Source organism: Streptomyces cucumeris (assembly GCF_024295805.1).
GTDB classification, from domain to species: domain Bacteria; phylum Actinomycetota; class Actinomycetes; order Streptomycetales; family Streptomycetaceae; genus Streptomyces; species Streptomyces cucumeris.
In genome coordinates this window covers 370,812-393,087 of the sequence record NZ_JANCLX010000002.1, presented here as the reverse complement: position 1 = coordinate 393,087, position 22,276 = coordinate 370,812, and the positions used below count along the sequence as shown (strand labels likewise).

Below are 22,276 nucleotides of genomic sequence, written 5' to 3'. Positions count from 1 at the left end.
GAGTGCTTGCCATAGTTCACAGGCTCTGTTGCCGGAACCATTCCAGCGTCTCAGCGAACCGGATCAGGCCACCACCGCGCAGAACGCCTAGTGGGAAGCTCGGTCGTCGCCGGGGCAATTCCGCATCGGGAACGGTCAGCGTCACTCCAGGAATCGCCCGGATCCGGTCACGGAGCTCCGCAAGTAGCCCTGACCTGGTGAAAGGCTCCCGCCTCGCCAGATGTGCGAAGACGACTTCGACGACCCCCGACCGCGGATAGATGTTCACTGGCCAAATCGAGCCCTGCGAGCCGCTTCCTTCTCGCAACACCGGCGAACAGCTCGTCTCCTCGGCGGCACCGTATCCAAGCCGCCCGCCATCCGTCTCCCACTTCCGCAGCAGTGCCAGCAGCGCCTCGGCGAGATCGGGGTGGTGGCTGCTGAGCAGCTGGCTGAATTTCTCTGCGCGGTCGGTGACAGTACCCTCCGATGCTGATGCGGCCTCCTCTTCCGTTTCACGTGGCGTGTCAAGACCAGCTAGACCGGCCAGCACTTCCGCAGTCAGCTTCTGCTCAGGGTCCGCCACGGCGCCGTTGAAGCGGACGCTCTCACGCTCGAGCGCCTCCCGCTGAGTCTCCGTACGGCCGTCGAGCCAGGCGAAGTCGGGCGAGGACGTGCCATCGGCTCGGAGCACCCGGTGGGCGTTGGGGACATCGGTGCGGCTGGCCAGATAACTTCCAACAGTCTGGGGAGAACCGACGCCGGTTACTGCGGCGAGATCCTTGTACGTGGTCCACCTGCCGGAGGGCAATGCCGCCAGTACCTTCCTCAACCGCAGCCACTCTGAGCGCTCTCCGGACTGACCGCCTTCGCCCGCGACAGGCCCGGGCCACATGCGCACCGCGCGATCGGCGAGCCGGTCGGCGCGGCTGAGAATCTCCTTCCTTCCCCAGCGTTCAGCAGCGGCGATCTCCCGGTTCATCCGCAGGGCGCTCTGGTCGAAGATCTGCTGCTTGCGCTCGTAGGGGTGATTGGACAGGCGTGTGTTCTCGCCCGTGAGGGTCAGATTGCCCAGAGTGTGAACCAGCGCCTCGTGCAGGTCCTCTGCCTGCTCCCCCTCCTCGGCGTCCTCGGCGAGCATGGCGAGCCATTCCTGTCCTGGCCGCCGCGGAAGCACGTGCTCGATGGTCGCCCAGGCCCGCGAGAAGTCGACCGGCTCCGGAGCCATGTAGTCCTCCTCCAACCTCCTGAGGACGTAGGCGCGGTGGCGGCTGCTGCCCTGCCAGTAGAAGGGCTGGGCACGGATCGCCTCGCGCAGGTCCTCGTCCCGTGGCCACCCCCGTCGAGGACCGGACAGGTAGCGACGGACCGCCTCCGGCAGCGCCCGGTCCCGCTCAATGCCCGAAGGCAGCGTGGCCAGAATCTGCCGAACGCTGTGCGACGGTTCCCGACAGAGCATGCGCCGGACCAGGAAGCTCTCCACAAAGGTGAGCGCTGCGACGGCCTCCCTGGGCTCGACCGTCCCGCGATCCACTCGGTCCAGAACATGGAGCGCCGGAGGGAAATGAGCTTCTCCGCCCCACTGGAGAAGACGCCGCAGCACTGTGCGCAACTCGGCATCGGGCTCGCGCTGGGGCTCGAAGACCCGCATGAGCAAGTGACCAAGGCGCCGGAGTCGAGCCAGATCGTCCCGTAGCCCTTCCTCACCGGAAGCAGCGACGATCCGGCCCATTCGCTGTTGTTGTCCCTGGTACACCTCACTGATGGTGACCCGCGACTGTCCCTGCAGAACGAGGTCCAGCCACGCCAGAGTGGTCAGTCGATCCGGCCCGAGTTCCGTCTGCAGGGGAAGCCATATCTTGTCGTACACATGCTCGCCCAGACGCGGAAGCTGCATGAACACGTAGTTGCGCAGCAGGTCGGCCTGGCTCAGCGGTTTGCCTGTGTTGTTCAGGGACTCGAAGATTCGAAAGGCGTTGTCCTGTGACCCTGCGGTGATCGTCACTAGCGTAAGCCGGTGCCGCAACGCCTGGTCGATCTGACGAACGGTCTCCCACTCACCGGCGGGGTCATACTCGGCCAGCGCCGCCAGGAAGAACCGGTAGGCGACGCCGATACTGTCGTCCCCACCCGCCCTGGGATCGTTGTCGACACATGCGAGGTACGAAGGACGGTCGGCCTGTGTCGGGAGCAGGCGATAGGCGTCGAGGCCACCGTAGTCCTCTTCGTTGATCAGGTACCTACGGTGAATGAGTTCGGCCTTGGTCTTGTCAAAAGTCCGCACGTGATCACGAAGAGCACAGGCAAGCAGCATCAGCGTGGTCAGGCGCTGCTGGCCGTCGATGACGACCCAGCGTTGCACGGTGTCGGGCATGGGCGGCCGGGGATCGAGCACCAGCGACCCGAGGAAATGGCCACTGGGCGCCTGTGACGCGTCCAAGCCGGACGTCGCCTGCTCCACCAGGTCGTCCCACAAGCGTTGGTGATCGTCGACATCCCAGCTGTAGGTGCGCTGATACAGCGGAATCTGAAACTGGTTGTCCCCTTGAATCAGCCGCTCGAACGTTGTCTCCCGTGCTTCCACCGATCCTCCGCCTCCCCCTGCGCCAAGACCTTCCGCCCCGGCCTCCCCAAGGCTGACAACCTAACGAGAGTGCATCGCGGGAGCAGCGCTGTCCGTGCATCTTCAGGGTTCCTCCGCCACCTTGGCCGAAACCTGTGATAGACCCCGCCATCAGCCCAGCAGCTGAGAGCGGGGTCTTCGCGTATGTACTGGCGGGTGCCTCCCGGAGTGCCCGCGTGGCGGAGTCCGTGCACGAGCCGTGGACACGATCCCAGGGCATTTCCGCCGATGGCGGGACTCACCTGAGGAGAACACTCTTCCTCGCTATCGTCGAACCGAATCCGGGCCACGCCGCGGACGGGCCTCTTGGGCGTGGCAGGGGCGGCTGTCATGTTGTGTTCAGCCGCTGCATGCGGCAGAGAGATGGACGAGTTGGGGGATCCCGTGGATGTGAACACGCTTGCTGTCGCACTCATCGGTGTCGGAGGAACGCTGGGCGGAACTCTGGTGGGGCAGTGCTCAGCCAACGCGCCGGCCGGGAGCAGAACGAGCGTGCCGATCGTGAACGGGAGCAAGAGCGCTATGAGCAGGCGCAGCAAGCCAAGCGGGATCTCTATGCCCAATTGAATGCTGCGGCCCGCGCTTATCGGGTCGCCGGACGAGATGTGGTCCACGCGGCCGAGCGCGGTGAGGACGTCGACCACGCAGTTCTCGAATCCTCCAAAGAGGCATGGGGCGACCAGTACTCCCAAGCACAGATGGCACTCTCGAAGGATGTCCTGCATGTGGTCTCAAAACTCGACAGGACACTCCAGGTCGGCTACTCGATCGTCAAGCAGTTGCCGAGCAGCCCCAACCTCGACGAGGCGTATCAGCGGACGAAGGCATGGTTCAGCGGCCCACTGTCCGACGGTGTGTACCTGCTCAGAGTCACTCTGCGCCATGACCTCGGCGTTGAGGTCGACCCAGGATTCGAGCAGACTCGTACACGGATACTCACCGCCCTCGACACCGCGCGGAATGACATTGAGCGCCTGCTGGACGAAGAACGCGCGGAGAAGGCCGGATCCCGTTGACGGGCGCAGTAATTGACGGAGGCCCTCTCCCATTTCAAGATCCCAGCCGAGACCTGGGCCTGGCAGCACACGTCCACGTGCGGTGCCGGTGCTCCTTCCCAGCCGCATATGGGGCGGCGTCGCGGTGTGTGACGCATGTCCCGGCATCTCCGGGGCACGCGGCAGAGACCGCTCATGTTCAGGAGGACCATCATGGTGATCGTGGGAATCGTCGCCGTCTGCGCCGTTCTACTCGTCCTTGCTTTCCTCGTGCCTCGTCTGTCCCGGCACCCGGAACGTGGAACGCAGCGGACGCTCGGCGCTGGATCACGTGTCGGCGGAAAGGCCCCCGGCATTTTGGGCCGCGCTCTCAGCAAGCCTTTCCGCAGCAGTTCCAGGGCTGTCAGTCGCAGCGGGTCGGCTGGTCGGCGCGCCCGTGGTCACATGCCGTTCTGATCCGTCTGCCCGTCCTGCCGACGAACCTGGCCGAACCGCCTGCCATCGGGGGGTGAGCATGGTGGCCTTCCATGCTCACCCCCGGCCGTACGTCCATCTCGATGGAGTCGGCTGCCGCACCTGCCCACTGGGCGTACTGCTCGGGGGCGCCAACGGTGCGGGGCACCGGTCGTCCCCAGTCCCTGCCCCAAGGGCATGCCGCAGAGTCCGCCGCCCTGCGGGTTTGGAAGTGCCGCGCCGAGCGGATAACTCCCGCAAGCAGACAGTGGGGATGAGAAACGCCGGTCGCGCCACCCCGCGGCAATCGGCGTATGGGGGAGAACCATGGACAGACAGGCTCGTGCGGACGCCTTGGACCGGGAGATGGCCACCCGGCTCCTGCCCGAAGCGGAATTGGCGGCATTGGGCAACTGGTGGGCCGAGAACAAGGCGACGTACCCGGAGGGGAACCCGGGTCCGCACGCCGTCTGCTACACCCCGGCACGCTGGGTGGACATCACCCCGTGGCCGAAGCGCCTGGCCGACCCCTCGGTCACCGGTGACGCCTGGGTCAGCCGGGCGGACGTGACCTCGATGGTCGCCGACGCGCTCCAGCTCCAGCGAGGAGCCCACAAGGAGGCGCTGGTCGCGACCTATGTGTGGGGCAAGGGCAAGTGCGGTTCGCCCAAAGGCAGCGGACCCGCGACCCTGGCGGAGATCCTGAAGGCGGTGGAGGAGAACCCTACGGCGCTCGCCGACGCGGTCGAGGCGCTCCGCGAGCGAGGCGCACAAGATGCCTATGCCGCCCTACGCAAAGCAATTTCGGGGTTCGGGCCGGCCTTCTTCACCAAGTTCCTCTACTTCGCCGGCAAGGCGGGAGTGGTCGCGGCCGGTCCCGACCCGCTCATCCTGGACGGAGTACTCGCTTGCCGAATGCGGTCCCTCGCGACCGCCGTGGGCCAGGAGACCGGCCTCGATCCGGATGGCTCGATCGCGGCCTGGGTCTGGGCGGACTGGGACTGGACACCCCATCGCTACGGGGTCTACCTCGCGTTCATGCACGCCGCGTCCCGTCAGCTTGCCCGCACGGACACCTGGCCGACCGACGCGGGGCCCGATCTGCTGGAGTGTGCGCTGTTTCAACGGTGCCGTGCCCCACGCCACTAACATGATTCCCCATCGCGGCAGTCCATGAGCCGTGAGCTGTGGCCGAGGGGGACGGGGTCAGTGGACGCTTGGGGTGGGGACGAGCCCGCGGAGATCGCCGGTTACCGGGTGCGGGGCAGGCTCGGGGTCGGGGGGATGGGCGCCGTGTACCTGGCGTACACCCGGGGCGGGCTGCCCGTGGCGCTCAAGGTGATCCGTGACGAGTACGCCCAGGACCAGGAGTTCCGGCGGCGGTTCGCGCGGGAGGTCGCCGCGGTGCGGCGGGTGCAGGGGCCGTACACCGCGCCCGTCATCGACAGTGACGCCGACAGTCCGCGCCCCTGGCTCGTCAGCGCGTACGTCGCCGGGCCCTCGCTCAGCGCCGCGGTGGGCGAGCACGGTGCGCTGCCGCCGACCACCGTGCTCCAGTTGGTGGCCGGAGTGGCCGAGGCGCTGCAGTCGATCCACGGGGCGGGGCTGATCCACCGTGATCTGAAACCCTCCAACGTGCTGCTGGCCTCCGACGGGCCGCGCGTCATCGACTTCGGTATCGCGCACGCCATGGACGCCACGGCGCTGACCGGGCCGGACGAACGGCTGGGTACACCCGGGTACATGGCTCCGGAGCAGATCTCCGGGCGGGCGGTCAGCCCGGCCCTGGACGTCTTCGCGCTCGGGCTGCTGGCCCACTTCGCCGCCACCGGCACCCATGCCTTCGGCGAGGGGTCGTCGCACGCGCTGCTGTACCGGATCGTGGCCGAGGAGCCGGATCTCGGCGACTGTCCGGAGGAGCTGCGGGGGCTGGTGTCCCGCTGTCTGGCGAAGGATCCGGTGGAGCGGCCGACGCCGGCCGCGGTGATCGAGATCTGCCGGGAGCTGGCCGGGGACGAACTGTTGGAGCGGGACTCCCGGGGGTGGCTTCCCGAGGCGGTCGCCGGACATGTGGCCCGGCGGGAGAAGGAGGAACCGCGGCCGGAGGCGGCCCGGGAAAGGCCCGTACCGGATGGGCCGGACCCGCGCGTTCCGCACTCCTCCCCCGCCGTACCGGCCACGCCACCCCCGCCCGTACCCTCCGCTCCCCCCGTTCCCGCACCCGCTCCCGTCTCGCAGCGGCGGTCGCGGGCACGCATCGCGCTCGCCGTGGTGGCCGCGCTGGCGGTGATCGGTGGCGGGGTGTTCACCGTCGTACAGCTCACGGGCGACGACGGTTCGGCTGGTGCGGCCGGTTCGGAGAAGGGCGGCGGGGCCAAGGGTGGCTCCACCGGGGGCGGCGGCAACAAGGGCCTCGGCGACATCATCGTGGACGGCAAGCCGGTGACCGGCTCTCGGTACACCCCCAAGAACAGCTTCCCGTACCAGCGCACCTACACCGACGGTGCGCTCTACCTCCCCGTGACCGGGCAGTCGTCCCAGTCCTTCGGCGCCACGGGGATCGAGAGCCTGTACCGCGAGGTCCTCAACGGCCAGGAGAAGGGGCTGACGGCCCCGGGCAACGTCATCACGACCGTGGATCCCGCGGTGCAGAAGGCGGCGTACGAGGCGTTGGGGAACGCCAAGGGCGCGGCCGTGGCCATCGATCCTTCGAACGGCGAGATCCTCGGGATGGTGAGCAGACCGTCGTACGACCCCTCGTCCTACGCCGGGAACACCACCGAGGACCAGAAGGCGTGGCTGGAGGCCAACCACGACAAGGGCACCCCGCTGCACAACCGCGCGCTGCGAAAGACGTATCCGCCCGGTGCGACGTTCGAGCTGGTGGTGACCGCGGCGGCGCTGGAGAGCGGACTGTACGAGTCGATCGACGCGGCCACGCAGAGCCCCGAGCCGTACGCCCTCCCCGGTACTGCCACGGTCGTGCGGAACGAGGGCGCGGGGCACTGCAAGAACGTCAGCCTGCGCGTCGCACTGCGCGAGTCCTGCAGCACCGTGTTCGCCAAGGCGGCCGCCGATCTCGGGGCGGAGAAACTGCGCGGCATGGCGGAGAAGTTCGGCTTCAACTCAGAAGACCAGATGACACCGGTCCGGGCTGCCGAAAGCCAGTACCCGAACCCCGCCGACCAGGCGCACACGGCGCTCTCCGGCCTCGGTCAGTCCGAGGTGACGGCGACCCCGCTCCAGTTGGCGATGGTGTCCGCGGCGCTGGAGAACGACGGCAAGCTGGTCGCGCCCCATCTGGTCTCACGGGTGACCGATTCCGAGGGCAAGACCCTGCGCGGCAGGACTCCGGAATCCGCCACCACCCAGGTGGTCAGCGCCAAGACGGCGGGCGAGCTGCGCTCGGCGATGGCGGACGTCATCGCCGACGGCGCGGGCCGCCCAGCCCGCATCAGCGGCGCCGACCTCGGCGGCCAGCCGGCCACGGCCAACGGCGGTACGGACGAGGGGCAGATCGGTTGGTTCACCTCGTACGCGCGACGTGACGGCGGGAAGCGGGTCGCGGTCGCGGTGGTCGTGGAGGACGCCCGCGTCGGGGACGACCGTGCGGCTGCCGTCGCCAAGCGGATGATGCAGGCGGCGATCGGCTGAGAGGCGGGCCGCTGCATCCACGCATCCACAGAGTCGTATCAGGTGGTCGGGGGCCAGTCGACCATGGCGTGGAAGACGGCGTACAGGAAGAGCACGGCGAAGGGCACCAGCAGGGCGAGGACGCCGCGCCGGAGGCGCTGGCTCCGGCGTCGCGGCAGGGTCAAGCTGGCCACCAGCAGTGCCAGCGGGAGCAGCAGGCCCCAGAAGTACACCTTGATGGCGGGAGCCGCACTGGCGTTGCATCGGCTGATCTCGGCGCTGGAGCCGGTGTCGCACGACATTCCGGCGAAGCCCACCCCGATGCTGAGTACGTAGACCAGCGGAAGCGTGACGAGCAGGGAGAGCAGGGGGAAGATCCAGGCTCGCTGGTCGTACGCATCCGGTGCGGGGGCGGGTGCTGTGCTGTCGGGCATGGGCACCATCCCACCCGGCGGGCAGCGCCCGCGCATGAGTCCTGCTACTCAGATCACCCGGTGTTTCTCCCACGTCGTCAAGGGCCGCGACCGTGGGCGTACCGCTTTTCGGTGACACGCCGGTCTTCGCGCATCCGTACGGGGCGTCAACTCCCATAGGCTGTCGGTAACTTCATGTTCATGACGCAACTGGGGAGAGAGCGTGTCATTCGACGGGGAATGGAGTGGGCTGCGTGCCGAGGCGGCGTCCCGGATGCGGGTCAACAGCGCGGGCAAGGGCTCATCGGGCGGGGATTCCGGCGATCTCGTGGTGCATCAGGATGATCTGGGGCGGGTCGGCCATGAGGCGTTCTTACTCCACGCCCGCCTGAAGAAGGCGGGCGATATCACCCGGGGGGCGAAGGACGACGGCGCGACGGCCAAGGCCGCGAAGTCGCTGGGGGCGCACCACTTCGGTATGGCCGATGCCCTCACCACCATGGCCACGATGTGGAACGACCAGCTCAAGACATTGCTCCAAGCCTGCGCCCATATCTCCAACGGTCTCGACTACACCAAGAAGTCACAGGCCCATACGGACAAAGAGATCGGCGCTTCCATGACGCATCGGAACGGCAGCGCCATGTCCGTTTCCGAGATCTCCCGCTACTACCGGTAGAGGGGGCGGCGACCGTGGCCCGATTGACGTTCGACGACCTGTATCACGTCTCCTTCGAGAGTCTCGGCGCGGCGGCCGACGACTGGAAGGAGATGGTGGACCAACTGGACACGCTGGCCACCGATGCCAAGGACGGCATGGTCAAGCAGTCCGAAGCCGCGCGCTGGGCGGGGCTGACCGCCGATGTCACCCGGCCGTTCGTCCGCAAGACCGGGAAGGAATTCCGGGACGCGCACACCGAGGCCAAGGCCATCTGGAGCATGCTCCGGGACGCGCACACGGATCTGACGGAGATCCAGTCCGATCTGAAGACCGCCGTGGACGTCGACGCCAAGAAGTCGCACATCAGGGTCACCGGGCTGGACGACGGCACGGTCTCGTGCGTGGCGGTGGGGCGGCAAGGGGACACCGATCAGGAGACCCCTACGCAGGCCCGGGAGCGGGAGGCCCTGGAGAGCCGGATCAACGGGCTCATCGCGCAGGCGGACGAGATCGACAACTCCGTGACCCGTGCCCTGAAGAAGATCCACGGCGGCGACAGCCACAACTTCGGCCACGCGAGATATGACTCGCTCGATGACGCCCAGGCGGAACGGGCCGTCGAGCTCGCCAGGCTGGCACTCGAACCCGGGCAGGCGTGGGACAAAAAGCTCACCGGGGCCAAGCTGGCGGAACTCAAGCAGCTTCTCGCCGGGAACCGCAAGGACCGTGAGTTCGCCGTGGACTTCTACCGTTCGCTGGGGCCCACGGACGCCTTGCGCTTCCAGCAGTATGTCGCGCTCGGCGCCCCGGAGGGATGCAGCAAGGCTCAGCTCGAACTGGCCCACAGCATTCAGGTCAGCATGGGCGAGACGCTGGCCACGGCGACCCACCGGCCGGACGGAAGGGATGACCCGCACACCGCGTTTCGCGAGGACAAGGATTACCTCGGGAAGTCATGGGTGACCGAGCTGAAGAAGGTGGGGAAGGGGCCTCTGCCCTCCGATCCATGGGGACGGGCGGACACCACCGGCTATCAGGTCCTGTCCACCCTGCTGCGCCACGGGAAGTACGACAAGGAATTTCTCGTCCCCATCGCGCAGGACATGGTCGCCTTCGACCGGAAGAACCCGAACGCGTGGGCGTGGGCCGAGGGGCCTGATGGGGACACGAAATTCCGCCTCAACCTCGACAAGAAGGGCGGGCCCGGCTGGGACCCGATTCCGGGACTCCTCGAAGGGCTCGGTCATAGCCCGGAGGCGTCGACGGAGTTCTTCCAGGGCTCCACGGGTGGAAAGAAGGACGACGGGCTCGAGAAGCTCCGCAATCTGGACTACTTCCTGGGTGACAAGGACGGCAAGAACCATCGTTGGTACGCGACGGACGCGACGAAGGATGTCCTCGGTGGAGTCGGGGAGCGTGCGGACTACGGCAAGGAGGCTCTGGGGCATGCGCTGGAGTCCGCCACGTCGGGGCGGGCGTATGACAGTGCCGGCCCCGCGAAGGATCACACCCTGGACCAGGCGGAGTTGTTCAGCACGGTGGTGAAGAAGGTGGCGGCCAACCCCGATCTGTTCAAGGGGGAGGGTGAACTCGCGCCGATCGCGGGGAGTCTGGGGAATATGTCGGCGGAGTACATGCATGACATTCAGCGGGTGTATGCGGGTGGGGACGAGAGTGGGTACTACCGGGATACCGGGGCCGCCCCCGATCTCGGAGGGGCCAAGGCGGCCCGCGTACTGGACACCTTCCTGGGAACCGCGGCCGAAGACCCTGAGGCGTACTCCACCATCACCCATGCACGACAAGCCGTGACAACCGAGGCCATGCGTGCGGCAATCGAGCAACGCGCGGATGGCGAGAGCCTCGCGGAGGTCGGCGCAAGGGCTTCACAGGCGGGGGGAAGGATTGCGGACGTCGCGTCCGGCGGCCGGGCGGACGCCATCGCGGGTGCCGATGACAGCGTCCAGAAGGTCGAGGAGTACAACGAGAAACTGACGCAGACCGACAAGTGGGTCGGACGTTTCCTCGACCTCGGCACAGGTTACGTCCCGATTGCCGGAGACGTAGTCGGCTGGGCCACCGAGGACATTCGCGAGGCAGTACTCGGCCAGCAACTCAAGGACCCGGAAGAGGCGGCCAAGCAGATTGAGGAGAATCGGGGTGCTTATGTGCAGGACGAAGGCGAGCGAACGGCGCAAGCGGCCAAGCGAGCGTTCCTGAGTGCCGCGAAGGAAGCTGGTCTCGACCCCAGCAGCTCTGACGTCAAGGGCGCAGCCGACGATGTGTACGAAGCCACCCGCGATTGAAGTCACCCAGTGAAGAGGCCGTTCTCACAGATGTCGTTCACCTTGCTGAACAGTCGCAGGCGAGTGGTCGCCGCATTGTTATCCCTGGCGGTGATAGGTACCGGGGCGTGGTGGGCCGTCACTCGCGCACTATCGGACGACGCCATCAAAGTCCCGGCACGAGTCTGCACGGAGCGCATCTCCGGAAAGGAGATCGCCCCGCTGCTCCCCAGTCAAGGAGATGAAGTCGAGGAGCAGGACGTCGGGTTCATCATCAAGGGCCATGGCGGAAGCTGCGAACTCAAGGTCGGAGACCAGGACGCAATCGTCGTCTACTCACGTGGCCTGGACAGTACTTCCCGAGAGCGCATCGTGAGCAAAGGGATCCCCGTCTCACTGGGAGATGCCTACGGCTATCTCTCCGACAAGGGGGAGATCTCGCTCTACATCTCCTGCGGATCCTCGCCGGCCGGGGGCACGAACCGGCTCAACGTCGGCACCAGCGCCTCCCTGGTCCGGGACGCCGTCGGGTCACGCGGCGTACCCACCAAGTCGACCAAGGGGCTTCGCGCGCTGTCCGCATTCGCGGCTCAGGCGGCGCGCGATATCGCTCAGGACTGGTTCAAATGCCCCGGCGCCGACCGGCTGCCCGACACGCCCGTCACCATCCACTGGGACCGCTAGCCACCCCGCGGGCACCTGAGGTTCGGGGTGGTGTGGTTGGGGGAGCAGGTGACCAGGGCCAGGGAGAGGAAGGATGTCCGGCCGAGGTAGAAGCCGAACGAGACGTCCCCGCCGTGGGCCAGGCGTTCCGCCGCCGTGGCGACCAGGCGGGACAGGCGGGCGGCGTCCGCCTCCTGTTGGGAGAGGAAGCCGGGGGCGTGTTCGGTGAGTTCGCGGCCGAGCCAGGCCGCCGCGTCCTTCGGTTCGTCGAAGGTCGCGCGGATCGCCGAGGGTGGCTTCAGCAGCCAGTGGGACGTCTCCATCGGGGGCAGCTCCGAGCGGCGGAAGGTGTCGAGGAGCGACCGGTAGTGCTCCTCGTCCTCCGCGGTGCCGGGCGGCCGGGGGCGGTCCGGGAGGCGGCGGCGCGCCTCCCGGTCGAAGAGCTCCTTCTCGCCGAGCCACGAGTACGCGTGGATGTGCACGCGACAGCCGTTCCCGCCGCCGGGGCCGGGCAAGGCCCCTGCCCGGGTGACGGCGGCCGGAGGCCGGGCGCCGTCACTCCTCCACGGCGACCTCGGCCACGGAGTCGTAGAACGACAGATGGTTCTTGATCTCCGCCACCGCGTCGATCGGCTGCGGGTACGCCCAGACCACATCCGGTCGCAGCGTGCCGCCGCTCTCCGCGCCGATGAACGTCCAGTAGGCCGCCTCGCCCTTGAAGGGGCAGGTGGTCGTGGTGTCGGTCGGTTCGAAGAGGGTCAGGTCCACGTCCTCCGGCGGGAGGTAGTAGCGCACCGGCATACCCGTCTCATGGACGAGCAGCGGGCGGCGGGACTCGGCGACGACCTGGCCGTCGATCGTGACCTTGACGCGCTGGGAGCCGCGGACCACATCCACGCGGTGCCCGCCGCTGCCGCTTCCGGTCGTGGGGTGGGGTGCGTGGGTCGACATGACCGCGTCCTCCTCGGACTTCTCGGGTGAAGGTGAATGCGTGCGGTGCCCGTGCGGTGCTCCGCACTGTGACGCTTTCCCTGTTCAGGGCAACGTACGGCCGGGTGCACACATTCCGGCCCGCTCACACCTCGCTACCCGCCCGCCTCGCTACACACCTGCCGTGTTGTCCTCGCGCGGCCAGAGGTGGCCCTCCTTGGTCTCCACCTCGCGGTTGAAGCGGGTCAGCATCTCCTCGAAGCGGGCGACCTCCTCCGGGGTCCAGCCCTCGAGAAGCCCGGCCAGGGCTGCCCGGCGGCGTTCCCGTTCGGCGGTGAAGCGGTCGGCGCCCTCGGTGGTGGCGCGCAGTTTGCGGGCGAGGCCGCCGTCCGGGTCCGGGATGCGCTCCAGGAGACCGCTGCGGACCAGGTTTCCGGTCTGCCGGTTGACGGTCGAGACATCCAACTGGAACGCGTCGGCGAGCTGGCCGATGGACATCGCGCCCTCCGCGTCCAGCCGGGAGAGGAGCAGATAGGCGGAACGGTCCAGCCGGTCCGGGCCGCAGCGGCCCGCGGTCCCGTCGGCGTCACCGGACCTGGCCTCAGCGGCCGCGTCCGCCCCCGTGGTCTTGCGGTCCCGGGGCGTCAGCACATGGCACCGGGCGACCAGCATCAGCTCGCGTTCCAGGCGCTCCAGCACGCTTCCTCCTCACCGCCCCCGTACTTCTCCTTGGCAATGTGCATCGTACACATCGTGTGTAGGATGCACATCATTCGTTGTCCCCTGAACTTGTTTGGAGGCGGGCACCCGCATGCCCCAGTCAGCCCCCACCCGCGTCGAGGAGCTCCAGAGCGCCGCGTCGCCGGGCTCGCCGCTTCCGCGCGAGGTCGGCGGCGGCTTCGTGGCCGTCCTCGCGTTCTGCGGTATCGCCGTCTCGGTGATGCAGACGCTGGTCGTCCCGCTGGTGACCGACCTGCCCCAGCTTCTGGACACCACCAGCTCGAACGCTTCCTGGGTGATCACCGCGACCCTGCTGGCGGGCGCGGTGTCCACCCCCGTCATGGGGCGGCTCGGCGATATGTTCGGCAAGCGCCGGATGCTGATGGTCGCCCTGGCGCTGCTGGTGATCGGCTCGCTGACCTGCGCGGTCACCTCCGACTTGGTGGTGATGGTGGTCGGCCGGGCCATCCAGGGCGGGGCGATGGGCGCCATTCCGCTGGGCATCAGCATCATGCGGGATGAGCTCCCGCCGCAGAAGCTGGGCTCCGCGATGGCCCTGATGAGCTCGTCACTGGGGATCGGCGGTGCGCTCGGCCTCCCGGCCGCCGCGTTCGTCGCCCAGCACACCAACTGGCATGTGCTGTTCTACGGGGCCGCCGGGATCGGTGTGGTCGCCATCGCGCTGGTGCTGATGGTCGTGCCCGAGTCCAGCGTCCGCACCCCCAGCCGCTTCGACTTCATCGGAGCGATCGGACTGTCCGCCGGACTGCTCTGCCTGCTGCTGCCGATCACCAAGGGCGCCGACTGGGGCTGGGGCAGCGGCACCACCCTCGGGCTGTTCGGGGCCTCCGCGGTGATCCTGGTGGTGTGGGGTCTGATCGAGCTGCGGACCGAGAACCCGCTGGTCGACCTGCGGACCACCGCGCGCCGCCAGGTGCTGCTGACCAACCTCGCCTCGATCATGGTCGGCTTCTCGTTCTACGCGATGTCGCTGATCCTCCCCCAGCTCCTGCAGCTCCCGGAGGCCACCGGTTACGGCCTCGGCCAGTCGATGGTCATGGCCGGGCTCTACGTCGCGCCGATGGGCGTCGCGATGATGGCCGTCTCCCCGCTGTCCGCGCGGATCAACGCCGCGAGCGGCCCCAAGGTGTCGCTGGTCCTGGGTCTCATCGTGATCGCCGCGACCTACGGCGCAGGCACCGTGATGATGGACCACGTCTGGCAGATCGTGGTGCTGTCGGTCGCGCTCGGCATCGGTGTCGGGATCGCGTACTCGGCCATGCCGACCCTGATCATCAGCTCCGTTCCGGCCAGTGAGACGGGTGCGGCCAACGGGCTCAACACCCTGATGCGGTCCATCGGCATGTCCACCTCCAGTGCGGTGGTGGGTGTGATCCTGGCCCACCAGACGACCAGCTTCGGCGGTGTTCCGCTGCCGAACACGGACGGGTTCAAGACGTCGTTCGCCGTGGCGTGCGCCGCCGCGATCGGTGGTCTGCTGATCGCACTCTTCCTGCCCGGCCGACGCCGGACCGCCCTCGCCTCCGGGAACCCGGCGGCCACGTCCGAGGCATCGCAGGACGGCGCGGACGCGCCGCGCGCCGAAGCCGAAGCCGACGTCGAAGCCAAGGCCGAGGCGGAGGCTGAGGTGGCGGCTGAGGTGGCGGCTGAGGCCGAGGCTGAGCCCGTCGCCGACGACGCGGCGGACCCCGCCGGTCGGCTCGTCCACGGCCGTGTCCTCGGCCCCGGCGACGCTCCGCTCGCCGATGCCGCCGTCACCCTCATCGACACCGGCGGTCAGCAGCTCGGACGTACGGCCAGCGGCGACGACGGCCGCTACCGCGTCACCGTCCCCGATGCCGGGAACGTCGTCCTCATCGGCTCCGCCCCGGGCCACCGTCCCCAGGCCGCCACCCTGCTGGTCGCGGACCAGCCGGTCGTCTGCGATCTGCGGCTGACAGGTGGCGGCACCGGGATCGCCGGTTCGGTACGGACCACCGGCGGGGAGCCGCTGGCCGGGGCGACCGTGACCGCGACCGGCCCCGACGGAGCGGTCGCGGGTGCGGCGACGACCGACGAGAAGGGCGAGTTCACGCTGCCCGAGCCCGCCTCCGGCGCGTACACCGTGACCGTGGCCGCCGACGGACACCGTCCGCACGCCACCCAGGTGGAGCTGACCGGCGGTGAGCCGGTGCGCGTGGACGTGGAGCTGCGGCCCGCCGCCCGGGTCCGGGGCACCGTGCGCGGACGGAGCGGGCGACCGCTCCAGGACGCGCGGGTCTCGCTGCTGGACTCCACGGGAGACGTCGTCGGGCAGTTCATCACCGGCGAGGACGGGACGTTCGGCTTCGAGGGGCTGACCGGTGAGCACTACACGGTGGTCGCGGGCGGTTACGCACCGGCGACCCGGCCGGTCACGGTCGGCGGCGCGGAGCCCGCGGAGGCCCGTGACGTGGACTTCCTGCTGACCCACGGCGGCTGAGACCGACCCCCACCGGCGGAACATCGATGAACACACGGTGCGGCGGCCCCCGGGCCCCGCGCCGTGTGCTCATTCCGCGTCTTCCTCCTCGGGCAGGCTCTCCCACGCCTCACCCTTGCGGAACAGTTCGAACCCCTCCTCGTCCGCGATGGACTCCGCCTGCGCGCGGCTACGGAGGGAGATCTCGTACGTGTGACTGTCGACCGTCGCGTGTACGCCCTCGCCGTCGGTGATCGTTTCGATCGAGTGCGTCTCGTAGATGACGCGCCCCGGCTCGGTCTTGCTCCAGACCACGTGCATGCTCACTGCCATCGGACCCACTCCCGAAGACGAGTCCCCTGGTTTCAGGGTCTCACCTGCGCGCCCCGTCCACATGGCCTGAGCCTTTCGCCGCTCAAGCCGCACGTTAGGGGGTTCCTGGTACCAAGGCGGTGGTCGCAGCGGGAGTACGTGCTTCCCCCGGCTCCCGCGTACCCCGGCGGAAGGAACCGTTCACCATGACGAGCATCGCCAGCGGTGCCGACACCTGGCTCAGGCGATACCAGGAGGCCCCGGACAGCGCGATCCGGCTGCTCTGCTTCCCCTACGCCGGAGGGTCGGCCAGCTACTACCTGCCGGTGGCGAAGGCCCTGGCGCCGTCGGTCGAGGTGCTGGCCGTGCAGTACCCGGGGCGGCAGGACCGCTACCGGGAACCGTGTCTGGACGATCTCCACGAACTCGCCGACGCCGTCGTCGCCGCCGTCCGGGAACGGGCCGGGATCTTCGACCGGCCGCTGGCGCTGTTCGGGCACAGCATGGGCGCGACCCTCGCGTACGAGGTGGCGCTGCGTCTGGAGGAGCGCGCCGGGGTGACGCCCGCCGCGCTGTTCGTCTCCGGACGGCGCGCGCCCTCCACGCGGCGCGACGAGACCGTGCACCAGCGCGACGACGAGGGTGTGCTGCGTGAGCTGCGTCGGTTGAACGGGACGGACGGGCAGGTGTTCCAGAACGAGGAGCTGCTGCGGCTGGCCATGCCCGCGATCCGGGGCGACTACCACGCCATCGAGACCTACCGCTGCGTTCCGGGGCAGCGGGTCGGCTGCCCGGTCACCGCGCTGACCGGGGACGCCGACCCGAGGACGACCATCGACGAGGTACGGGCCTGGCAGCGGCACACCAGCGGCGCCTTCGAGTACCAGGTCTTCCCGGGCGGGCACTTCTACCTCAACGACCAGGTGCCGTCGGTGGTGAAGACGGTCGCCGAGCGGCTGCGGGCCCTGCCGGGGGCCTGACGGCCGGGGCCCTACGGGGCGGGTGACGAGCGGCCGGCCCGTGCGCGGTGGCGCCCGGTCATCCGCGCGGCCCGGGAGACCGCGGGCGTACCGGCGGCCCGACGATGGTCGCGCGCCGTCCCGGCCGCGTCGTCCTTGCCCCGCCGCGACGTGGGCGACCGGGCGACCGGTGACCGGCGGGCCCGGGGTCCGGATACGGATACGCGCGGTCCGGGGGACCGCGGGCGTACCCGTGTCGCGGCCCTGGGCGCATGTCATCCCTGCTCCGCAGCCGGTTCCGCCCTCGGACACCGGGGACTCGTCGCCGATCACCCGCGCCGCCCGGGGACCTCCGACACGAGGGGACCGGCTCCGGCTGCGCGCGGCCGGGGAGACCGCGAACGTACCGGCGGGCCGGACACCGGTCGCGTGCCGTCCCCGCTCCGCAGCCGGCTCAACGCCCGCGCCCGCTTCCACGCCCTCGCTCTCGCCCGCCGAAGACCGCCACGTTCAGCAGGGCCAGCACCGCCAGCGCGCCCCCGCACCACATCACGGCCGTCGGACCTGCGCCGTCCGCCACCCGGCCGCCGAGCAGCGCGCCCAGTGCGATCGCCACGTTGAAGACCCCGACGAACAGCGCCGAGGCCGCTTCCCGCGCGTCCGGCGCCGCGTGCAGCACCCAGGTCTGCGAGGTCACCGACACCCCGCCGTACGCCAGCCCCCACAGCACCAGCAGCGCCGTCGCGCCCGCCGGGGAGCCGCCGGTGACCGGGACCAGCAGTTCGGCCGTGGCCAGCAGGACGAAGATCACTACGAGGGTACGGCGCGGATCGCGGTGAGCGGTCGCGCCCGCGAGGAAGTTCCCGGCGATGCCCGCCACCCCGTACGCCAGCAGCAGCCCGCTGATCAGGCCCGTGCGCACACCCGCGACGTCCTCGAGCACCGGGCGGATATAGGTGTACGCGCAGAAGTGGCCGGTGACCAGCAGCAGGGTGGTCGTGAGTGCGACCCGCAGCCGGACCTCGCGGAACAGCCCCGGGACCTCGCGCAGCCGGATCGCCTCGGTCGCGGGCAACCGCGGCAGGGTGATCGCCAGGGCGGCGGCCACCGCCAGCGACAGCGTGGCCATCACCGCGAACGCCGCCCGCCAGTCGATCAGGTCGCCGATCAGCGTTCCGGCGGGTACGCCCAGGACCGAGGCCACCGCGATCCCGCTGAAGACGATCGCGGTGGCGTGCCCCGCGGACTTCTCCGGCACCAGCCGTAGGGCGAGTCCGGCGGCGATCGACCACACCCCGCCGATGCTCACTCCCACCAGCACCCGGGCGGTCAGCAGGACGGGGAAGCCGGGGGCGAGCGCGGCGAGCAGGTTGGCCGCGGCCAGCAGGCCCATCAGCGCGGTCAGCACCAGCCGCCGGTCGAGTCCGGCCACCCCGACGGTGAGCAGCGGGGCCGCGACCGCCGCCACGATCCCGGGCACCGTCATCGCGAGCCCGGCCGTACCGTCCGAGACATCGAGCGTGGATCCGATGGAAGTGAGGAGGCCGACCGGCAGCATCTCGGTGGTGACGACGGAGAAGGTGCCGAACGCCACGGCGACGACGGCGAGCCAGGACCTGAGCGGTGAGGTGTGCGGAGTCGGGGTCGGAGTCGAAGACGGCTGGGGACCGGGCCTGGAGACGCCCGTCGGAGTGGTGAATTCCGTGCGGTTGGACATGGTTCCAGCGAACTGCCGTTCCCGGCGGGGAACAACGGCGAACTGCTCACCCTTCCATGAGCGAGGCTCATCGATCCCGGTGGGACCGTCCGGGAGGGGTGCAAGGGGCGTCATGAGCGGGCTGGATCTCCGCGAACTGGAGTGTTTCCTCGTGCTCAGCGAGGAGTTGCACTTCGGGCGGGCGGCCGAGCGGCTGTACGTCTCGCAGAGCAGGGTGAGCCAGCTACTGCGCGCGCTGGAGGGGCGAATCGGCGCCCGGCTGCTGGACCGCACCAGCCGCCGGGTCCGGCTGACCCCGCTGGGCGAACGGTTCCTGGCCGAGCTGCGGCCCGCCCACGCCGCGCTGCACGGCGCGGTCGAGGGGGCGCGGGAGGCGGCCCGCGGGGTCGAGGGCGTTCTGCGGGTCGGGTTCCAAGGGGCGGTCGGGGACGGGCTGATGGCGGCGATCGTGGCGTTCCGGGACCGACATCCGGGCTGTGAGCTGGAGACGGTGGAGATTCCGCTCGCGGATCCGTTCGGCGCGCTGCGCCGGGGTGAGGTGGACACGGCGGTGGTCTGTCTGCCGGTCGCCGAACCGGATCTGGTGCTGGGGCCGGTCTTCTCGCGGCAGCCGCAGCGGCTGGCGGTGGCCGGTGGCCACCCGCTCGCGGGCCGCTCCGTCGTACGGGCCGAGGAGCTGGCGGAGAGCCCGCTGGTCTCCCCGGCCGGTCCCGCACCGCGCTACTGGCGCGACGCCATGGCTCCGGCCGCGACCCCGGGTGGACGCCCGGTCCCGACCGGCCCCCGGGTGCACACCCTCCAGGAGGGGCTGACGGCGGTCGCGGCGGGCCGGGGCGCGATGCTGCTCTGCGCGCCGACGGCCGAGTACCACGGCCGCAGCGCGGTGCGGTTCCTCCCGGTGGAGGACCTGCCGGAGTCGGCCCTCGGCCTGATCTGGCGCAAGGCCGACGCGACCGCGCGCGTACGGGAGTTCGGCCGGACCGTCGCCGCGACGTGCACGGGGCGGGCCTGACCCGCGCCTGACGTGCGGCGGGCAGACGTCCGCACGCGCGTAGGGAATTCAGTCGGGCCATGGTCAAGGCGCAGCACCACGGGCCTGCCCGCGCAGCGCGACGCCGATCCCGGACCGGCCCAGGCCCGGCCCCGGCCCCGGCCCCGGCCCAGCGGAAAGCCGCGGCGACCCCGCGCGTACGCGGAAGCCAGCCGGATCCCGTGCTCCTGCGCGGCACGGGCCTGACCGCGAGACGCGACCGGCACCGCGCACCTCCCCCGCCCGAGCGGGACCGTGCATACCCCCCCTGCCCGTCCGGCCCGGGTCCCGGCAGACCGGGTCAGCCGGGCATGGCCACAGCGCACGCGGCCCGGCCGGGGCCGGAGCCGCGGCGCGATGACTGCCGGAGTCGGCCCCGGCCTGGCGGAAACCGAGGCGACCACACGCGCATGGCGAATTCGGCCGGGCCGCGGGCCCGACCGCGAGGCGTGGCACCGCCCCGGCCCCCGGACCGGCCCGTGGCGAACCCGCAGCGCGGTACCGGCACCTGCCCCCGCCCCCGACCTCGCCCGCTCAGCCGGAGGCCCCCGACAGGTCCCTGCGCATGCAGACCCTCGGCCACCGGTCCAGGCCGTGCCTGGCCTCGCTGCGTCGGATCTCGCGCAGACCGGGGGTGAGTTCGCCCTCGGTCAGCGTCCGGAAGCCGCACCGGGCCGCGTAGTACGGCGCGTTCCAGGCCACGTCCACGAACGTGGTCAGGGTCAGCGCCGGTACGCCCATCGCGGCGGCCTGCGCCGCGATGTGGTCGATCAGGGCGCGGCCGACACCGCGCCCGGCGGCGTCCGGGTGGACCGAGACCTGCTCGATATGCACATTGCCGTCGACGGGGTCGGTGATCAGGTAGCCCATCGCCCGGTCGGTGTCGTCCACCGCGACCCACGCCCGCCCGGCCCGCTGGTAGCACCCCAGCTCGGCAAGGCTCAGTGGCTCGTCATCGGCGACCTCGTCCATGCCGACGTCCCGGAAGCACAGGCCCGCCGCGCGCTCGATCTCCTGGAGGACGGGAAGGTCCTCGATGGTGCTCGTTCGAATCCGCACACCACCATCATCCTCCGGCCGGACACACGAAGAGATGCCCCCCACCGCCGTGGAAGGCACCTCTTGGCCGTTCTGTTGCACTGCAGATGCCACCGGACCGAGATCACCCCAATGACCTCGGCGTTCCCGGTGGCACTGATCACGAAGGTAACAAGCGCCGTGTCACAGAGTTGTGTTGACGGTGTCACGTCCCCGCCACGCGGCGTTTGGGCACCCGCGCGGCGATTCGGCAGACGCGGGTCGCTCCGCGCCGGGGTCGCGCGCCCCCTCAGTCCTCCGCACCCTGGGCGATGGCCTCGGCGACCTCACCGGTGCGGGCCGCCTCCTCCGTGGCGAAGCGTTCCGCGTCCAGCCGTTCGGCGAGCTCCTCGTCCTGGTTCATCAGCAGGTCCAGATTGCTGTCGCCCAGCTCCAGCACGCCCATGTCGACATAGGCCCGCTGAAGCCGCTCGCCCCACAGCCCGATGTCCTTCACACAGGGCACGATCCGGCTGAACAGCAGCTTGCGGAAGATGTGGAGGTAGGGCGAGCGCTCGCTGAACTCCTCGGCCTCGGCCTTGGGGATGCCGAGGTTCTCCAGCACCTCGACACCGCGCAGCCGGTCGCGCATCAGATAGCAGCCCTCGATGACGAACTCCTCGCGCTCGCGCAGCTCCGCGTCGGTGAGCTGGCGGTAGTAGTCGCGCAGCGCCATCCGGCCGAACGCGACATGGCGGGCCTCGTCCTGCATCACATAGGCGAGGAGCTGCTGCGGCAGGGGTTTGTCGGTGGTGTCGCGGATGACGCCGAACGCGGCGAGCGCCAGACCCTCGATGAGCACCTGCATACCGAGGTAGGCCATGTCCCAGCGGGAGTCGCGGAGGGTGTCGCCCAGCAGGGCCTGGAGGTTGTCGTTGATCGGGTAGAGCATCCCGATCTTCTCGTGGAGGAAGCGCCCGTAGAGCTCGGCGTGGCGCGCCTCGTCCATGGTCTGGGTGGCGGAGTAGAACTTGGCGTCGAGGTCGGGGGCCGATTCGACGATGCGGGCGGCGCAGACCATGGCGCCCTGTTCACCGTGGAGGAACTGGCTGAACTGCCAGGCGGCGGCGTGGCGCCGGAACTCCGCCCGCTCCTTTTCGGACATCCTTTCCCAGTAGCGGGTGCCGTAGAGGGCCAGGGCCTCGTCGGGGGTGCCCAGCGGGTCGTACGGGTCCACCTCCAGGTCCCAGTCGATCCGTTTGGTGGCGTCCCACTGTTTGTCCTTGCCCTTCTGGTAGAGGGCGAGGAGCCGGGCACGGTGATCGTCGTACTCCCAGCTGAAGCGCGCGGCACCGGTGGCCGGCACCTTCCACATCGGGTCCCCGGAGTCCATCGCGTAGAGCTCATGCGTCGCCACCGACGCCC

19 protein-coding genes are annotated in these 22,276 nt (G+C 69.7%); 10 read left to right on the top strand and 9 right to left on the bottom strand.

Translation table 11 applies throughout. The annotated features are described in order from the left end of the window. Window positions 1–16: 16 nt before the first annotated feature. Complete coding sequence (locus NMK44_RS04755) at window positions 17–2,563, bottom strand: GmrSD restriction endonuclease domain-containing protein (protein ID WP_254738491.1); 2,547 nt, start codon at window positions 2,561–2,563, stop codon at window positions 17–19. Between the two features lie 494 nt (window positions 2,564–3,057). Between NMK44_RS04755 and NMK44_RS04750 the strand changes: the two genes are divergently transcribed. The 4 genes from NMK44_RS04750 (at window position 3,058) to NMK44_RS41970 (ending at window position 7,704) form a co-directional block, all read left to right on the top strand. Continuing rightward, entirely contained in the window at window positions 3,058–3,618 is a 561-nt protein-coding gene (locus NMK44_RS04750; protein ID WP_254738489.1) for a hypothetical protein, read from the top strand. Between the two features lie 192 nt (window positions 3,619–3,810). Further along, the gene (locus tag NMK44_RS04745; protein ID WP_254738487.1) at window positions 3,811–4,053 is read left to right on the top strand and encodes a DUF6411 family protein; all 243 of its coding nucleotides are present in this window, start codon (window positions 3,811–3,813) and stop codon (window positions 4,051–4,053) included. Between the two features lie 324 nt (window positions 4,054–4,377). Continuing rightward, window positions 4,378–5,199 carry an 8-oxoguanine DNA glycosylase OGG fold protein gene (locus NMK44_RS04740; protein WP_254738485.1) on the top strand — a complete coding sequence of 274 codons (822 nt, stop codon included), beginning with the start codon at window positions 4,378–4,380 and terminating at the stop codon, window positions 5,197–5,199. A gap of 60 nt (window positions 5,200–5,259) precedes the next feature. Continuing rightward, on the top strand, window positions 5,260–7,704 hold the full coding sequence (locus tag NMK44_RS41970; protein ID WP_308358283.1) for a penicillin-binding transpeptidase domain-containing protein: 2,445 nt from the start codon (window positions 5,260–5,262) through the stop codon (window positions 7,702–7,704). A gap of 38 nt (window positions 7,705–7,742) precedes the next feature. On the opposite strand, the gene NMK44_RS04725 is transcribed toward NMK44_RS41970, so the two are convergent. Further along, window positions 7,743–8,117, bottom strand: coding sequence for a hypothetical protein (locus NMK44_RS04725; RefSeq protein ID WP_254738483.1), 375 nt, complete (start codon window positions 8,115–8,117; stop codon window positions 7,743–7,745). Between the two features lie 202 nt (window positions 8,118–8,319). On the opposite strand from NMK44_RS04725, the gene NMK44_RS04720 reads away from it, so the two are divergent. Genes NMK44_RS04720 through NMK44_RS04710 form a run of 3 tightly spaced genes read left to right on the top strand, consistent with a single transcriptional unit; the run spans window position 8,320 to window position 11,726 of the window. Then, window positions 8,320–8,775, top strand: a complete 456-nt coding sequence (locus NMK44_RS04720) for a hypothetical protein (RefSeq protein WP_254738481.1) — start codon at window positions 8,320–8,322, stop codon at window positions 8,773–8,775. A gap of 14 nt (window positions 8,776–8,789) precedes the next feature. Further along, window positions 8,790–11,063, top strand: coding sequence for a DUF6571 family protein (locus NMK44_RS04715; protein WP_254738479.1), 2,274 nt, complete (start codon window positions 8,790–8,792; stop codon window positions 11,061–11,063). 30 nt (window positions 11,064–11,093) lie between these two features. Then, a complete protein-coding gene (locus NMK44_RS04710) occupies window positions 11,094–11,726 on the top strand; it encodes a hypothetical protein (RefSeq protein WP_254738477.1) in 633 nt (210 codons plus the stop codon). On the opposite strand, the gene NMK44_RS04705 is transcribed toward NMK44_RS04710, so the two are convergent. The 3 genes from NMK44_RS04705 to NMK44_RS04695 form a co-directional block, all read right to left on the bottom strand. Beyond that, window positions 11,723–12,187, bottom strand: a complete 465-nt coding sequence (locus tag NMK44_RS04705) for a hypothetical protein (RefSeq protein WP_254738475.1) — start codon at window positions 12,185–12,187, stop codon at window positions 11,723–11,725. The genes NMK44_RS04710 and NMK44_RS04705 overlap by 4 nt on opposite strands. Window positions 12,188–12,260: 73 nt before the next feature. Further along, window positions 12,261–12,656, bottom strand: a complete 396-nt coding sequence (locus NMK44_RS04700) for a DUF427 domain-containing protein (RefSeq protein WP_254738473.1) — start codon at window positions 12,654–12,656, stop codon at window positions 12,261–12,263. 150 nt (window positions 12,657–12,806) lie between these two features. Then, a complete protein-coding gene (locus NMK44_RS04695) occupies window positions 12,807–13,334 on the bottom strand; it encodes a MarR family winged helix-turn-helix transcriptional regulator (RefSeq protein ID WP_254738471.1) in 528 nt (175 codons plus the stop codon). Window positions 13,335–13,446: 112 nt separating this feature from the next. Between NMK44_RS04695 and NMK44_RS04690 the strand changes: the two genes are divergently transcribed. Next, window positions 13,447–15,837 carry an MFS transporter gene (locus tag NMK44_RS04690; protein WP_254738469.1) on the top strand — a complete coding sequence of 797 codons (2,391 nt, stop codon included), beginning with the start codon at window positions 13,447–13,449 and terminating at the stop codon, window positions 15,835–15,837. Window positions 15,838–15,906: 69 nt separating this feature from the next. On the opposite strand, the gene NMK44_RS04685 is transcribed toward NMK44_RS04690, so the two are convergent. After that, window positions 15,907–16,149 carry a hypothetical protein gene (locus NMK44_RS04685; protein WP_254738467.1) on the bottom strand — a complete coding sequence of 81 codons (243 nt, stop codon included), beginning with the start codon at window positions 16,147–16,149 and terminating at the stop codon, window positions 15,907–15,909. A 185-nt stretch (window positions 16,150–16,334) separates the two neighbouring features. Between NMK44_RS04685 and NMK44_RS04680 the strand changes: the two genes are divergently transcribed. Next, window positions 16,335–17,108 carry a thioesterase II family protein gene (locus tag NMK44_RS04680; protein ID WP_254738465.1) on the top strand — a complete coding sequence of 258 codons (774 nt, stop codon included), beginning with the start codon at window positions 16,335–16,337 and terminating at the stop codon, window positions 17,106–17,108. 433 nt (window positions 17,109–17,541) lie between these two features. Here the strand turns inward: NMK44_RS04680 and NMK44_RS04675 are convergent, their stop codons facing one another. Next, entirely contained in the window at window positions 17,542–18,804 is a 1,263-nt protein-coding gene (locus NMK44_RS04675; protein ID WP_254738463.1) for an MFS transporter, read from the bottom strand. Window positions 18,805–18,916: 112 nt separating this feature from the next. Here NMK44_RS04675 and NMK44_RS04670 point away from each other — a divergent pair, with 112 nt between their 5' ends. Beyond that, on the top strand, window positions 18,917–19,816 hold the full coding sequence (locus tag NMK44_RS04670; protein ID WP_254738461.1) for a LysR family transcriptional regulator: 900 nt from the start codon (window positions 18,917–18,919) through the stop codon (window positions 19,814–19,816). Between the two features lie 552 nt (window positions 19,817–20,368). Here NMK44_RS04670 and NMK44_RS04665 read toward each other — a convergent pair. Both NMK44_RS04665 and NMK44_RS04660 read right to left on the bottom strand, forming a co-directional pair. Next, window positions 20,369–20,893, bottom strand: coding sequence for a GNAT family N-acetyltransferase (locus NMK44_RS04665; protein WP_254738459.1), 525 nt, complete (start codon window positions 20,891–20,893; stop codon window positions 20,369–20,371). A gap of 268 nt (window positions 20,894–21,161) precedes the next feature. Further along, window positions 21,162–22,244 (bottom strand): ferritin-like domain-containing protein, encoded by a 1,083-nt coding sequence (locus tag NMK44_RS04660; protein WP_302887807.1) that lies wholly within the window; start codon window positions 22,242–22,244, stop codon window positions 21,162–21,164. Between the last annotated feature and the right edge of the window lie 32 nt (window positions 22,245–22,276).

What these genes read in the sequence shown, in the direction of transcription:
- NMK44_RS04745 (WP_254738487.1), top strand. Translation starts at nt 3,811, where the DNA reads ATGGTGATCGTGGGAATCGTCGCCGTCTGCGCCGTTCTACTCGTCCTT.
- NMK44_RS04740 (WP_254738485.1), top strand. Translation starts at nt 4,378, where the DNA reads ATGGACAGACAGGCTCGTGCGGACGCCTTGGACCGGGAGATGGCCACC.
- NMK44_RS04725 (WP_254738483.1), bottom strand. Translation starts at nt 8,117, where the DNA reads ATGCCCGACAGCACAGCACCCGCCCCCGCACCGGATGCGTACGACCAG.
- NMK44_RS04710 (WP_254738477.1), top strand. Translation starts at nt 11,094, where the DNA reads ATGTCGTTCACCTTGCTGAACAGTCGCAGGCGAGTGGTCGCCGCATTG.
- NMK44_RS04700 (WP_254738473.1), bottom strand. Translation starts at nt 12,656, where the DNA reads ATGTCGACCCACGCACCCCACCCCACGACCGGAAGCGGCAGCGGCGGG.
- NMK44_RS04690 (WP_254738469.1), top strand. Translation starts at nt 13,447, where the DNA reads ATGCCCCAGTCAGCCCCCACCCGCGTCGAGGAGCTCCAGAGCGCCGCG.
- NMK44_RS04685 (WP_254738467.1), bottom strand. Translation starts at nt 16,149, where the DNA reads ATGGCAGTGAGCATGCACGTGGTCTGGAGCAAGACCGAGCCGGGGCGC.
- NMK44_RS04680 (WP_254738465.1), top strand. Translation starts at nt 16,335, where the DNA reads ATGACGAGCATCGCCAGCGGTGCCGACACCTGGCTCAGGCGATACCAG.
- NMK44_RS04675 (WP_254738463.1), bottom strand. Translation starts at nt 18,804, where the DNA reads ATGTCCAACCGCACGGAATTCACCACTCCGACGGGCGTCTCCAGGCCC.
- NMK44_RS04670 (WP_254738461.1), top strand. Translation starts at nt 18,917, where the DNA reads ATGAGCGGGCTGGATCTCCGCGAACTGGAGTGTTTCCTCGTGCTCAGC.
- NMK44_RS04660 (WP_302887807.1), bottom strand. Translation starts at nt 22,244, where the DNA reads ATGGACTCCGGGGACCCGATGTGGAAGGTGCCGGCCACCGGTGCCGCG.